Raw genomic sequence first — 13,951 nt, 5'->3', positions numbered from 1 at the left:
TTAATGTGCAGCGCCTTTTGGTGCACCAATAGGTAAAATGGTACGACCGTATTGCTCATTAATCACTTCAGCCATAGCTAAATAAATGGCACTTGCGCCACAAATAATACCTTCAAAACCAGCGATATGAAGAATGTCATGGTTACCTGAAATATTACCAATAGCTAATAAAGCAAATAACACGGTTAAACTAGCAAAAACAAATTGTAATACGCGGTTACCTTTTAATGTGCCAATAAACATAAAGCCAGTAAAAATACCCCATAAAGCAAGGAAGATACCCACAAAAGTTGCATCAGATGGTGCTGTTGCTGGCGAAGTAGGTAAGTACCAAATGCCCACTAACGCAATCCAAAAGAAACCATAAGAAGTAAATGCTGTTGTACCAAATGTATTGCCTTTTCTAAATTCTAAAATACCAGCAATGACTTGAGCAAGACCACCATAAAAAATACCCATTGAGACAATGACTGTCATAACAGGAAAAAATCCAGCATTATGAATATTTAATAAAATTGTTGTCATACCAAATCCCATTAAACCAAGTGGGCCAGGATTTGCAAGTTTTGTTTGTTCCATAAGGATCCTATAAGTTAAGTTTGATGATTAAAAAAGAGCGGCAATAATAAGTGCAGAAAACGCGATAATCAAGATTTCCGAGAAAATTATTTTTTTGCCCCCCTTGATATTAATAATAATGTTCCCATTTATGTGAAAACAAAAACATTTCTTTGTGAAATAAAGGCTTGAAAATTAATATTTAAGACCTATATACAAGAAATAAAATACAGATTTTGAGGAGAAAAGATTATGGGTAAAATTATTGGTATTGATTTAGGTACAACAAATTCATGTGTTGCTGTCATGGACAATGGCCAAGCAAAAGTATTAGAAAATGCAGAAGGTGATCGCACAACCCCTTCCATTATTGCTTATACTCAAGATGGTGAAATCTTAGTTGGTCAACCAGCAAAACGTCAAGCAGTAACTAATCCACAAAATACATTATTTGCCATTAAACGTTTAATTGGTCGTCGTTTTGAAGATGCCGAAGTACAACGCGATGTTAGCATCATGCCATATAAAATTGTAAAAGCCGATAATGGTGATGCATGGGTTGATGTTAAAGGTCAAAAAATTGCACCACCACAAATTTCTGCTGAAGTATTAAAGAAAATGAAAAAAACAGCAGAAGATTATCTTGGTGAAGCGGTGACTGAAGCGGTAATTACTGTTCCTGCTTATTTTAACGACGCACAACGTCAAGCAACCAAAGATGCTGGTCGTATTGCTGGACTTGATGTAAAACGTATCATCAACGAACCAACAGCTGCAGCCCTTGCTTATGGTTTAGATAAAGATGTAGGTAACCGTACTATTGCTGTTTATGACCTTGGTGGTGGTACATTTGATATTTCTATTATCGAAATCGACGACGTTGATGGCGAAAAAACCTTTGAAGTATTAGCAACAAATGGTGATACTCACTTAGGTGGTGAAGATTTTGACTCACGCTTAATCAACTATTTAGTTGACGAATTTAAACGTGAACAAAACTTCGATCTAAAAAATGATCCGCTAGCAATGCAACGTTTAAAAGAAGCGGCAGAAAAAGCAAAAATTGAATTATCATCAGCACAACAAACTGATATTAATTTACCGTATATCACTGCTGATGCAAGTGGTCCAAAACATTTAAATATTAAAGTAACACGCGCTAAACTTGAGTCTTTAGTTGAAGATTTAGTTAAACGTTCAATGGATCCTGTAAAAACAGCATTACAAGATGCAGGTCTTTCTGTTTCTGACATTAAAGACGTTATTCTTGTTGGTGGTCAAACACGTATGCCAATGGTTCAAAAAGCGGTTGCTGACTTCTTTGGTAAAGAACCACGTAAAGATGTAAACCCTGATGAAGCGGTTGCTGTTGGTGCGGCTGTTCAAGGTGGTGTACTTGGTGGTGATGTTAAAGATGTGTTATTACTTGATGTTACGCCATTGTCTTTAGGTATTGAGACTATGGGCGGTGTAATGACCGCTTTAATTGAAAAGAACACAACTATTCCAACTAAACATAGTCAAGTGTTCTCAACTGCTGAAGATAATCAATCAGCTGTAACCATTCATGTGTTACAAGGTGAACGTAAACGTGCGGGCGATAACAAATCATTAGGTCAATTCAATCTAGATGGTATTCAAGCTGCACCTCGCGGTATGCCACAAATTGAAGTTACTTTTGATATTGATGCTGACGGTATTTTACATGTATCTGCGAAAGACAAAAATACTGGACGTGAACAAAAAATTACCATTAAAGCCTCTTCAGGATTAAGTGAAGAAGAAATTCAAAAAATGGTTAACGATGCAGAAGCTAATGCCGATGCAGACCGTAAATTTGAAGAGCTAGCTCAAACTCGTAACCAAGCCGATCATCTTGTTCACTCAACACGTAAACAAGTGACTGAAGCCGGTGATCAGTTATCAGCTGATGATAAAAAAGCAATTGAAGATGCAGTTAGTGCTTTAGAAGTTGCCGCTCGTGGCGAAGATAAAGCAGAAATTGAAGCTAAAATTAATGCATTAATGGAAGCATCTAAAAAATTGCTTGAATTAGCACAACAACAAGCCCAAGCAGCTCAAGGTGCGGGTCAAGCAAATAGTGGAAACACTAATGCGCAAGATGATGTTGTTGATGCAGACTTCAAAGAAGTTGATGATGATAAAAAATAAACATTAACTACAATGTTTTTTAATGAGTTATTTCAACAAGTTTTAAGCATATAACAAGTTAAACGGGCGCGAGGTAACTCAAGCCCGTTTAGTTGTTTATACAATCATAAAAAAATAAAGGTTAATTATGGCGAAGAAAGATTATTATGAAACATTGGGCGTTAGTAAAAGTGCCAGTGAAAGTGAGATAAAAAAAGCCTATAAACGCCTAGCGATGAAATATCATCCTGATAAGAATCAAGATAACAAAGCCGAAGCCGAAGCAAAGTTCAAAGAAGTGAAAGAAGCTTACGAAATCCTAACTGATCCGCAAAAAAAAGCAGCTTATGATCAATATGGACATGCTGCTTTTGAACAAGGACAGGGTGGATCTGGTGGATTCGGCGGATTTGGTGGTTTTGGCGGCGGTGCATTCGACGATATATTTAGTGATTTCTTTGGTGGCGGTCGTGGACGCAGTCAAACCGCATCTCGCGGTAATGACTTACAATACAATATCTCTCTAACATTAGAAGAAGCCGCAGCAGGCGTTAATAAAGAAATTAAAGTACCAACTTGGGTAAGTTGTGATACTTGCCATGGGCAAGGCGCTGAAAAATCTTCTGATGTGGTCACGTGTAATACATGTCATGGTGCAGGTGTTGTACAAATGCGACAAGGATTTTTTGCCGTGCAACAAGAGTGTCCAACTTGTCATGGACGGGGTAAAGTGGTTAAAAATCCATGTAAAAAATGTCATGGTGAAGGTCGTGTTGAAAAAACGAAAACATTGTCTGTTACTATTCCAGCCGGTGTTGATACAGGCAACCGTATTCGACTATCTGGTGAGGGCGAAGCCGGTTTAAATGGCGCACCAGCAGGTGATTTATATGTTCAAATGCAAATTAAACCACATGCTATTTTTGAGCGAGACGGCACCAATTTGCATTGCGAAATTCCAATTAATATTGTATTGGCATCACTTGGTGGCGAAGTTGAAGTACCAACCCTTAATGGCAAGGTCAGCTTAACGATTCCTGCTGAAACACAAACCGGTAAAATGTTCCGACTACGAGGTAAAGGCATCAAATCATTACGTGGTAGTGCGGTGGGTGATCTTTACTGCCATGTTGTGGTTGAAACACCCGTTAACCTAACGAGCAAACAAAAAGAGCTGCTTAAAGAGCTAGGCGAAAGCTTTAAAGCCGATAAAAACTCTAAACACAGTCCCAAAGAAAAAAGCTTCTTTGACAAAGTGAAAAAGTTTTTTGGCTAATGTAATAAAAAAATAAATTAATAATAGGGCGGTTGAAAACGGGTTATTCTATCAACCGCACTGATTATTAAAAATAGTATAGCACTTTGTTTCAATTCAATTCTTATATGTTGGCACATACCAACGCCAGAAAAAGACAATCATATTCGCATCTTTCGATGTTATGTAAGTTATATTACTCTATAAAAATCATTCAGATAGATTGTTGATTATATTAAAGTTTTTTGGATTATTTCAAATAAATTAAATTATTATAAGTAATTTAAGGTCATCAGGGGGGCGAAGGTTATCATAGTAGCGACTTTTTACACCAAATGAATAAAACATCCAAAACCTAATTAAAATAGACTTTAATTAACACAGAACTAAAAAGTTAAAAATAGGTAGGGCAATTTATTTCAATTTTATGCATAAAAAAAACCCAGCATTTGCTGGGTTTATAAATTTTGGCATCAAAAAATTAGATTTTAGTTGTAAATGTACGAGCAATAACATCGCGTTGTTGTTCAGCAGTTAGTGAGTTAAAACGTACCGCATAACCAGAAACACGAATAGTTAATTGTGGGTATTTTTCAGGATTTTTTACAGCATCTTCTAATGTTTCACGGCGAAGTACATTAACATTTAAATGTTGACCACCTTCAACTTTAACAGTAGGGGCAACATCTAATGGAACTTCACGATATTCGAATTGACCTAGTTCTGCAGTTGGGATCACTTGATCTTCTTTATAAACTGATTTAGCAGCTACACAACGCGCTTCTTTTGTGGCGTCGTCTAATAACCAGAAAGAGTTAAGAAGTGCTGCATTATCTGCTTTAGTAATTTGGATACCTGTAATCATTTTAAATCCTCCTAACGGGGCCTTATTGCCCTAAAATAATTAGGGTTAATATAGCACTTTGAATATTTGATTAAAGTCAAAAAAAGCTATCGATTCAATAAGTAATACCTTTGTTTAGTATTTTAGTTATGATTGTATGAAAACTATTTATTACATTAATTATTTTTTTATTTATTCCTCCTTATCAATTGTCTTTTTAACAATAAAGGAGCACAACTTAATATTCGATTTAGCCAAACTGATTGTGATTTAAAATTTTGTAAAAATATGTCATTAATATTGAAGCATTAAATACTTGGTTGTATTGCGTGTCTAACTGAATATTTAATAATCTTGCTGTAGTGAGGTTTAAGCTGATTAGCATTAGGTTTATTATGATTTTTAGGTATAATTATTGTAATCAGCAAATAGTGTTGTTGAGTCATATAAAATTATAGTATAGGTATTGTATGAGTAATCAATTAACATGGCATGACGTCATCGGCGGTGAAAAACAGAAGCCCTATTTTCAACATATAATACAATTTGTGGCATCTGAGCGCGCTAATGGTAAGATTGTGTATCCACCCCAGCATGATGTGTTTAATGCGTTTCGCTTCACGCCATTTGATCAAATCAAAGTCGTGATTTTAGGGCAAGATCCTTATCATGGACCTAATCAAGCTCACGGACTTTCATTTTCTGTTTTACCGGGAATTAAGCCACCACCATCGTTAATGAATATCTATAAAGAGCTATCAACGGATATTGCGGGGTTTACAATTCCTTCTCATGGCTATTTAGCTTCTTGGGCGACTCAAGGCGTATTATTATTAAATAATGTGCTCACTGTTGAAGCAGGGCAGGCGCATTCTCATGCAAAAATAGGTTGGGAAACCTTTACTGACCATGTGATAGCAGCAATTGATAAACATCTTGAGGGTGTGGTTTTTTTATTGTGGGGATCGCCAGCACAAAAAAAAGGGCAGTTTATTAATCGTCAAAAACACCATGTATTAACGTCAGTGCATCCATCACCGTTATCTGCTCATCGTGGATTTTTGGGCTGTAAGCATTTTTCAAAAGCAAATGATATTATTATACAACAAGGTAAGGTAGCTATAAATTGGCAGCCAACGCTACCGGAAAAAGTGAATGAATAGCCATAAAAAACGTCGAACGGGTTTGCAAGAAATCGCCAATTTAATTGGGATTAGTAAAATGACAGTTAGCCGTTTTTTACGTGATCCTAATTTGGTCTCTAAACCTCTTCAATTACAAATTTCAGCTGCGATAGATGAGCTAGGCTATATTCCGAATAAAGCCCCTGATATGCTATCTAATGCTAAAAGCAATGCAATTGGTATTGTGTTTCCTTCTTTTACCAATCAAGTTTTTGCTGATATTTTAAAAGGGATTGAAACGGTGACGGATGCTCGGGGATATCAAACCATGATTACCCATACTGGATACAGTTCAGATAAAGAAGAATCACGGTTGCGATCATTACTTTCTTATAATATTGATGGATTAATTCTAACCGAAAGAACACATACTCCAGCAACTTTAAAAATGATTGAAATTTCGGGCATACCTGTGGTTGAAATTATGGATAGTGTTTCACCTTGCATTGATATGGCAGTTGGATTTGATAATTTTACTGCGACTAAAAATATGATTCAGCGCATGATAACTAAAGGGCGTCGAAATATTGTCTATTTTAGCGCAAGGCAAGATCAACGGAGTATTATTCGTCAACAAGGTTATGAAAAGGCGATGGAAGATGCAGGATTAATCCCACGAACACTAGCGACTAAAGAAGCGTCGTCTTACGAATTGGGGGCGAGATTTTTGCATCAAATTTTAACAGAATTTCCTTGTGTTGACGGTATTTTTAGTACTAATGATGACTTAGCTCTAGGGGTATTACTTGAATGTCAACGGATGGGGATTGAAGTGCCCAAAAAAATAGCGATTGTTGGTTTTCATGGACATCAAATTGGTCAATTTATGAATCCCAAATTGGCGTCTATACAGACACCAAGGATTGAAATGGGAAAAATTGCCGCAGAGCTGTTATTAAAACGGATTAATGGTGAACAAATTGATAAAAAAGTGATTGATTTGCCGGTTGAGTATTTAGACGGGGAAAGTATTTGATAAAACATAAAGTGCATTTTGAATGATTTAACCTTATCACTTTTAGTGATAAGGTTAATGGTAGTTCATCCCTTTAGGATTTTCACCGTATTGGTTGCTACCTGGTGTTGAGTCTAGCATGCATAAGACAAATATTATAATACCACCTACGTATGGAATAAATTGCAACAAAATCCACCAACCGGATTTATTTGTATCATGTAAGCGGCGTACAGTAACCGCTAAATTAGGAAGAAGCAGTGCTAACGACAAAATACAGGTTACAATCATCAGGTCGTTTCCAATTATTTTATCAATGATGATTGTTAAAACTGCTAAAATAACACTGAATAAAACGAACATCCAATATTCTTTACGACGCGCTCGTCCATTAAAATTTGCATAATTTTTTGTAATACAATCAATAAACCAATTCATTTCTTTATATTCCTTTTTAGTTTAATTAATAAAACAAGTTATTTATATTAGTTATTTTAATGAAAATAAAATGAAAATAAAAATTATTTTTATGATTAAATTTCCTATTTTTTATTTTTTTATCGATAGTTATATCATTGATAGCTTGTTGATTCGAGGTTTTCATAAAGTGATAACTATGTTAGAATTATCGCTCAGTGGTTATTTATACCGATTAACAGATTATAGAAAATAGCACTGAGGCCCTCCATGAAAATAGTTGAAGTAAAACATCCTCTTGTACGCCATAAAATTGGATTAATGCGCGAACACGATATTAGCACCAAAGACTTTCGTGACCTTGCCAGCGAAGTTGGCAGTTTATTAACTTATGAAGCAACTGCTGATTTACCAACTGAAACAGTGACTATAAAAGGTTGGTGTGGACCTGTGCAAGTTGAACGAATTAAAGGTAAAAAAATTACGGTAGTACCAATTTTACGTGCAGGTTTAGGTATGATGGATGGTGTGCTTGAACATATACCAAGCGCCCGAATTAGCGTTGTGGGTTTTTACCGTAACGAAGAAACCCTTGAACCAGTTCCTTATTTCCAAAAGTTAACCTCTGATATTGAAGAGCGAATGGCTTTGGTTGTTGATCCAATGCTGGCAACAGGCGGTTCTATGGTTGCGACGATCGATCTGCTTAAAAAAGCAGGCTGTAAAAATATTAAAGTATTAGTTTTGGTTGCTGCACCAGAAGGCATTAAAGTGCTTGAACAAGCTCATCCTGACGTTGAACTTTATACTGCATCAATCGATGAGAGGTTGAACGAAAAAGGCTACATATTGCCAGGACTTGGGGACGCTGGAGATAAAATCTTCGGCACAAAATAAAATCTCAAATTTTAGACCGGTTAATCCGGTTTTTTTATGCCTGTCAATTAGGCAAGTTATACAACAAATTAGTTAAGTAAGAGAGGCGCGATGTGAGCAATATCACAACAGACAAAACAAAAAATATAACATCTCTGCATAAGCATTCTTGGCAGGATATTTTTACTGGCGCACAAATGTTATTTGTCGCATTTGGTGCATTAGTGTTAGTACCGTTGTTAACGGGGTTAAATCCAAATGTAGCGCTGTTTACTGCTGGAGTTGGTACTTTACTATTTCAATTAACCACTAAAGGTAAAGTGCCGGTATTTTTAGCTTCATCATTTGCTTTTATTGCTCCTATCTCATTTGGTGTTGCTCAGTGGGGGATTCCCGCTACGCTAGGTGGTTTAGTTGCCGCTGGTTTTGTATTTATGCTTTTTGCTTTTTTAGTCAAAATGAATGGTAATCATGTTATTGACCGCATTTTACCGCCGGTTGTGACCGGTCCAATTATTATGGTTATTGGCTTATCGCTTGCACCGGTTACTGTTGGGATGGCAATGGGTAAAAATAGTGGTCTGCAAGCTGAAAATTATCAATTGATTCTTATTTCAATGGCTTCACTATTAACAACTTTAGTGGTGGCTATTTGGGCAAAAGGGTTTTTAAAATTATTACCAATTATTTCCGGTATTGTGGTTGGTTATGCGCTTTCTTGTTTGTTTGGTATTGTCAATTTTCAACCGGTGATTGATGCACCATGGTTTAAAGTACCTGATTTCACGTTTCCTGAATTTCACTGGCAAGCGATTTTGTATATGCTGCCAATTGTGATTGCACCAACCATTGAACATGTTGGTGATATTATGGCAATTAGTACCGTTACAGGTAAAGATTATACGCGTGATCCTGGTTTACAGCGCACATTACTCGGTGATGGATTAGCAACTTCGACAGCTGGATTTTTTGGTGGACCACCTTGTATTACTTATGCCGAAGTGATTGGTGCGGTTACATTAACGCGTAATTTTAAAACTCGCGTTATGACATGGGCGGCAATTTGGGCTATTTTAATGTCTTTTATTGGCAAAATCGGTGCATTTTTAGGATCAATTCCAACTGTAGTCATGGGGGGAATTATGGTGCTATTGTTTGGTTCAATTGCATCAGTAGGCATTAATATCTTAGTCAAACATAAAGTAGATCTATCCGTGCCTCGAAATATGTGTATTGTCTCATTAGTCTTAGTTTTTGGGATTGGTGGAATGATTTTTGATTTTGGGTCATATGCTCTACAAGGTATCAGTTTGTGCGGTATTTTAGCCATTGTGTTAAATCTGATCTTACCACATCAAGTTAAACCGACTGATAGCCACTAAATGAATTCACATTTCGTTGACTATATTTATAGTCAACGATAATTATAATATGGCTATGTTAACCTATTACTATAAATGCTCAATTAATCACCAAACGGTATAGACTCCTGAATATTTTTTACAAAAATATCACTTAAACGTGCATATCCCATTTTCATTAAAGTCACCATCTCTTTTTGTTTTCTTATGCATTGGTGGGCAAGCTATTTTGTGAATTGTTGATTGATACCATGGTTATTACTAATTGATGCTACAAATGCTCAATTAATCATGAAACGGTATAGATTCCTGAATATTTTTTACAAAAATATCACTCAAACGTGCATATCCCATTTTCATTAAAGTCACCATCTCTTTCTGTTTTCTTATGCATTGGTGGGCAAGCCATTTTGTGAATTGTTGATTGATACCATGGTTATCACAAATCGATGCTACAAATACTCAATTAATCACGAAACGGTATAGACTCCTGAATATTTTTTACAAAAAATATAACCTAAAAATTGAATAGGTAGGTAGATACCTCATAGTTAGTACACAACTTATGTATAAAATTATGTTGCCTGTTTTTATTCAATGCATTTTACAATTTTATTTATGATATAAGCTGCTTATCCGTGATAAGGTGAAGGTTTTTATATGGTTATTACAGTTGTTTGTCAAAAAGTTTCAGGAAACTATGTGTTTGAGTATAAAAGTGTTTGAGTATAAAAACACACTTATCATAAAATAAGTGTGTTTTTAGTAAAAAGTTATTTATTTGATTGGACGCATAGTCGGGAATAAAATAACATCACGAATAGTATGACTATTGGTAAATAGCATCACGGTGCGGTCAATACCAATCCCAAGTCCTGCTGTAGGTGGTAAGCCGTGTTCAAGTGCGGTGATATAATCTTCATCATAAAACATGGCTTCATCATCACCCGCATCTTTTTGTGACACTTGGTCAGCAAAGCGCTGTGCTTGATCTTCCGCATCATTAAGTTCTGAAAATCCATTACCAATTTCACGACCACCAATAAAGAATTCGAATCGATCAGTAACAAATGGGTTGTCATCGTTACGGCGAGCAAGTGGTGATACTTCTGCAGGATATTCAGTAATAAACGTTGGTTGAATTAAATTTGCTTCAGCCACTTCTTCAAAAATTTCAGTGACAACCCGACCAAGTCCCCAGCCTTTTTCAATCTTAATGCCAACAGATTGCGCAATGGTACACGCTTTTTCAAAATCATCTAAATCGGCATTATTGGTTTCAGGACGATAATGGCAAATGGCTTCACGCATCGTCATTTTGACAAATGGTTTACCAAAATCAAAAGTATGATCGCCATATTGCACAACAGCATCACCTGTCACAGCAATCGCTAAACGACGGAATAAGGCTTCTGTTAACACAATTAGATCTTTATAATCAGCATAAGCCATATACATTTCCATCATGGTAAATTCTGGATTATGTCTTGGCGATACGCCTTCATTACGGAAGTTACGGTTAATTTCAAAAACACGCTCAAAACCACCAACAACTAAACGTTTTAAATAAAGTTCGGGTGCAATACGCATATACATATCTAAATCAAGTGCATTGTGATGCGTAATAAATGGTTTAGCTGATGCTCCACCTGGAATGACTTGCATCATTGGAGTTTCAACTTCCATAAAGTGATGTTCAAGCATAAAGTTACGGATTTCGCTAACCACTTTTGAACGAGCCTTAAACGTCTCTCTTGACTCTTGATTGGTGATAAGATCCAAGTAACGTTGACGATAGCGCATTTCTTGATCGGCAAGCCCATGAAACTTATCAGGTAATGGACGTAGTGCTTTGGTTAATAAGCGAATTTCTTCACAATGAATAGAAAGTTCGCCTGTTTTCGTTTTAAATAGGTAACCTTTCGCACCGACAATATCACCTAAATCCCATTTTTTAAATTGTTCGTTATAAAAACCTTCAGGGAGATCATCGCGGGTAACATAAAGTTGGATCTGCCCAGCAACATCTTGCAAAGAAACAAACGACGCTTTACCCATAATACGGCGCATCATCATACGCCCAGCAACTGTTACGGTAATTTTATTTTCAATAAGTTCTTCGTTAGTTTTATCGCCATACTGTTTGTGGAGATCATTGGAAATCGCATCACGGCGAAAATCATTAGGAAAAGCAACACCTTGTTCCCGAAGGTGAGCGAGCTTTTCGCGACGTACTTTTAGTTCGTTATTTAACTCTTCAATTTGGTTTTGTTGCTCTTGCTGCTGTGTTGACATAGTTTTCCCTTTTATTTATAACTAAGCTGTTTTTATAACCCTGCTTTCAAGCTTTCTTCAATAAATTGATCTAAATTGCCATCTAATACGGCCTGTGTATTACGTGTTTCAACGCCAGTGCGTAAATCTTTAATACGCGAATCATCAAGTACGTAAGAGCGAATTTGACTACCCCAGCCGATGTCAGATTTGTTTTCTTCCATCTGTTGCTTTTCGGCATTTTTTTTCTGCATCTCAAGCTCATACAGTTTTGCTTTTAACTGTTTCATGGCTTGATCTTTATTGCTATGTTGTGAACGGTTATTTTGACACTGCGTCACAATACCCGTTGGCACATGGGTAATACGTACAGCAGACTCAGTTTTATTCACATGCTGCCCACCCGCACCCGATGCACGGTATACATCAATGCGAAGATCAGCTGGGTTAATGTCGATATCAATATCATCATCAATTTCAGGATAAACAAACACTGACGAAAACGAGGTGTGACGTCGATTGCCTGAATCAAATGGACTTTTACGGACAAGGCGATGTACGCCTGTTTCAGTACGTAACCAACCGTAAGCATAATCACCGGATACTTTAATCGTTGCTGATTTAATACCGGCAACATCGCCATCAGAGACTTCCATTACCTCGGTTGCAAAGCCTTTTGATTCAGCCCAACGCAAATACATTCTCAGTAGCATTTCAGCCCAATCTTGTGCTTCAGTACCGCCCGATCCAGATTGAATATCCAAATAACAATCTGCACTATCGTAATTGCCTGAAAACATACGCCGAAACTCAAGTCCGGCCAGTTTTTTTTCTAGTTGTTCAAGTTCGCTATTTGCTTCATCAAAAGTCTCTTGATCGTCCGCTTCAATAGCCAGCTCAAGTAAACCTTCAACATCGTCAAGACCTTGATTTAACGAATTGATAGTATTGATAATTTCATCTAATGTAACGCGCTCTTTACCTAACGCTTGTGCTTTTTCGGGGTCGGCCCAAACTTCAGATTGCTCTAATTCAGCATTAACTTCTTCGAGCCGTTCTTTTTTTAGATCATAGTCAAAGATACCCCCGAATCACAGCCGTGCGTTCGGTAAGTTCTGCTATCTTTGATTTAACAGGATTAATTTCAAACATGATTTAAATTGGTTTGCTCAGTTTTATGATTGTTTTTAACAAGCGTTCATTGTAGCGGATTTGGGCATAATTTAGCAATTGCCATTTTTGGCTTGAACTTGATAAATGAAGTATTGGTTTGAAAAGCAAAGATGGCGCATCAAGCGCCATCTTTTAAGTTGAAAATAATGAGTGTAAGCTGGGTTATTTTTTTGCTTCAGCATATAGCTCAGCAACTTTATCCCAGTTAACCACATTCCAAAATGCACCGATGTAATCAACACGACGATTTTGGTATTTCAAGTAATAAGCATGTTCCCAAACATCAAGCGTTAGGATAGGCGTACCAGAAACACCAGCAAATTTTTCACCCATCAATGGTGAATCTTGGTTAGCTGTTGAAACAACTTCAAGTTTACCATTTTGTAATACTAACCAAGCCCAACCAGATCCAAATCGAGTGGCTGCCGCTGCTGCAAATTTTTCTTTAAATGCATCAACTGAACCAAAATCTTTTTCGATGGCTGCTTTAAGTTCACCTTTAAGTTCGGTACCGACTTTTAATAGTTCCCAAAAAAGAGTGTGATTAACATGACCACCTACGTTATTTTTAATGCCTGTAAGTTTATCAGCGGGCACTTTATCTAAATTTTTTAATAAATCGCTTGGGCTAAATTCTTTAATTTCAGTAGATAAAGTTTCAATGATAGCATTGGCATTGTTGACATAGGTTTGATGATGTTTATCGTGATGAAGATGCATTGTTTCAGAATCAATATAAGGTTCTAATGCATCATAAGCATAAGGTAAGGGAGGTAAAGTATAAGCCATGAAATTTGCTCCTTTCATATATTAGGTATTATTAACTACTTTATCTTGTGAGTATACGGGCTATTAGTATAGCCCTCAAACTATCACTTAGATAGTTAGTGGCTATCTGCAATT

12 protein-coding genes are annotated in these 13,951 nt (G+C 36.5%); 6 read left to right on the top strand and 6 right to left on the bottom strand.

Annotated features, from left to right (window positions below; genetic code table 11):
* Complete coding sequence (satP, locus tag BQ5209_RS02325) at positions 1-579, bottom strand: acetate uptake transporter (RefSeq protein ID WP_085246967.1); 579 nt, start codon at positions 577-579, stop codon at positions 1-3.
* Between the two features lie 231 nt (positions 580-810).
* Between satP and dnaK the strand changes: the two genes are divergently transcribed.
* Together dnaK and dnaJ are read left to right on the top strand one after the other, a co-directional pair.
* The gene (gene dnaK, locus BQ5209_RS02320; RefSeq protein ID WP_085246966.1) at positions 811-2,730 is read left to right on the top strand and encodes a molecular chaperone DnaK; all 1,920 of its coding nucleotides are present in this window, start codon (positions 811-813) and stop codon (positions 2,728-2,730) included.
* A 127-nt stretch (positions 2,731-2,857) separates the two neighbouring features.
* Entirely contained in the window at positions 2,858-3,985 is a 1,128-nt protein-coding gene (gene dnaJ / locus BQ5209_RS02315; protein ID WP_085246965.1) for a molecular chaperone DnaJ, read from the top strand.
* A gap of 460 nt (positions 3,986-4,445) precedes the next feature.
* Here the strand turns inward: dnaJ and grcA are convergent, their stop codons facing one another.
* Complete coding sequence (gene grcA, locus BQ5209_RS02310; protein WP_085246964.1) at positions 4,446-4,829, bottom strand: autonomous glycyl radical cofactor GrcA; 384 nt, start codon at positions 4,827-4,829, stop codon at positions 4,446-4,448.
* Positions 4,830-5,278: 449 nt separating this feature from the next.
* Here grcA and ung point away from each other — a divergent pair, with 449 nt between their 5' ends.
* Together ung and gntR are read left to right on the top strand one after the other, a co-directional pair.
* Complete coding sequence (ung, locus tag BQ5209_RS02305) at positions 5,279-5,971, top strand: uracil-DNA glycosylase (RefSeq protein ID WP_085246963.1); 693 nt, start codon at positions 5,279-5,281, stop codon at positions 5,969-5,971.
* Positions 5,964-6,968: a gluconate operon transcriptional repressor GntR gene (gene gntR / locus BQ5209_RS02300; RefSeq protein ID WP_085246962.1), complete on the top strand. Its 1,005-nt coding sequence runs from the start codon at positions 5,964-5,966 to the stop codon at positions 6,966-6,968. Before ung ends, gntR begins: the two co-directional genes overlap by 8 nt.
* Positions 6,969-7,022: 54 nt before the next feature.
* Here the strand turns inward: gntR and BQ5209_RS02295 are convergent, their stop codons facing one another.
* Positions 7,023-7,385 carry a DUF805 domain-containing protein gene (locus BQ5209_RS02295; RefSeq protein WP_085246961.1) on the bottom strand — a complete coding sequence of 121 codons (363 nt, stop codon included), beginning with the start codon at positions 7,383-7,385 and terminating at the stop codon, positions 7,023-7,025.
* A 249-nt stretch (positions 7,386-7,634) separates the two neighbouring features.
* On the opposite strand from BQ5209_RS02295, the gene upp reads away from it, so the two are divergent.
* Both upp and BQ5209_RS02285 read left to right on the top strand, forming a co-directional pair.
* Positions 7,635-8,261, top strand: coding sequence for a uracil phosphoribosyltransferase (upp, locus tag BQ5209_RS02290; protein ID WP_085246960.1), 627 nt, complete (start codon positions 7,635-7,637; stop codon positions 8,259-8,261).
* A gap of 92 nt (positions 8,262-8,353) precedes the next feature.
* Positions 8,354-9,622 (top strand): uracil-xanthine permease family protein, encoded by a 1,269-nt coding sequence (locus BQ5209_RS02285; RefSeq protein ID WP_208609927.1) that lies wholly within the window; start codon positions 8,354-8,356, stop codon positions 9,620-9,622.
* Positions 9,623-10,378: 756 nt separating this feature from the next.
* Here BQ5209_RS02285 and lysS read toward each other — a convergent pair.
* From lysS to BQ5209_RS02270, 3 genes are all read right to left on the bottom strand, one after another.
* Entirely contained in the window at positions 10,379-11,896 is a 1,518-nt protein-coding gene (gene lysS, locus BQ5209_RS02280) for a lysine--tRNA ligase (protein WP_085246959.1), read from the bottom strand.
* Between the two features lie 32 nt (positions 11,897-11,928).
* Positions 11,929-13,027 (bottom strand): peptide chain release factor 2 gene (gene prfB / locus BQ5209_RS02275; protein WP_143421830.1). Its coding sequence is split into 2 segments (ribosomal slippage): positions 11,929-12,951 and positions 12,953-13,027, totalling 1,098 coding nucleotides; the frame shifts between segments, so codons are not numbered across the junction.
* 183 nt (positions 13,028-13,210) lie between these two features.
* On the bottom strand, positions 13,211-13,837 hold the full coding sequence (locus BQ5209_RS02270) for a Fe-Mn family superoxide dismutase (RefSeq protein ID WP_085246958.1): 627 nt from the start codon (positions 13,835-13,837) through the stop codon (positions 13,211-13,213).
* Positions 13,838-13,951: the final 114 nt, after the last annotated feature.

The sequence above is a fragment of the Gilliamella mensalis genome, from assembly GCF_900103085.1.
Lineage (GTDB): Bacteria > Pseudomonadota > Gammaproteobacteria > Enterobacterales > Orbaceae > Gilliamella > Gilliamella mensalis.
This window is presented reverse-complemented; position numbering and strand designations above follow the sequence as displayed.

Excerpts from the sequence above, each read along its gene's own strand:
- satP (WP_085246967.1), bottom strand. The coding sequence starts at position 579 with ATGGAACAAACAAAACTTGCAAATCCTGGCCCACTTGGTTTAATGGGA.
- dnaK (WP_085246966.1), top strand. The coding sequence starts at position 811 with ATGGGTAAAATTATTGGTATTGATTTAGGTACAACAAATTCATGTGTT.
- dnaJ (WP_085246965.1), top strand. The coding sequence starts at position 2,858 with ATGGCGAAGAAAGATTATTATGAAACATTGGGCGTTAGTAAAAGTGCC.
- grcA (WP_085246964.1), bottom strand. The coding sequence starts at position 4,829 with ATGATTACAGGTATCCAAATTACTAAAGCAGATAATGCAGCACTTCTT.
- ung (WP_085246963.1), top strand. The coding sequence starts at position 5,279 with ATGAGTAATCAATTAACATGGCATGACGTCATCGGCGGTGAAAAACAG.
- gntR (WP_085246962.1), top strand. The coding sequence starts at position 5,964 with ATGAATAGCCATAAAAAACGTCGAACGGGTTTGCAAGAAATCGCCAAT.
- BQ5209_RS02295 (WP_085246961.1), bottom strand. The coding sequence starts at position 7,385 with ATGAATTGGTTTATTGATTGTATTACAAAAAATTATGCAAATTTTAAT.
- upp (WP_085246960.1), top strand. The coding sequence starts at position 7,635 with ATGAAAATAGTTGAAGTAAAACATCCTCTTGTACGCCATAAAATTGGA.
- lysS (WP_085246959.1), bottom strand. The coding sequence starts at position 11,896 with ATGTCAACACAGCAGCAAGAGCAACAAAACCAAATTGAAGAGTTAAAT.
- BQ5209_RS02270 (WP_085246958.1), bottom strand. The coding sequence starts at position 13,837 with ATGGCTTATACTTTACCTCCCTTACCTTATGCTTATGATGCATTAGAA.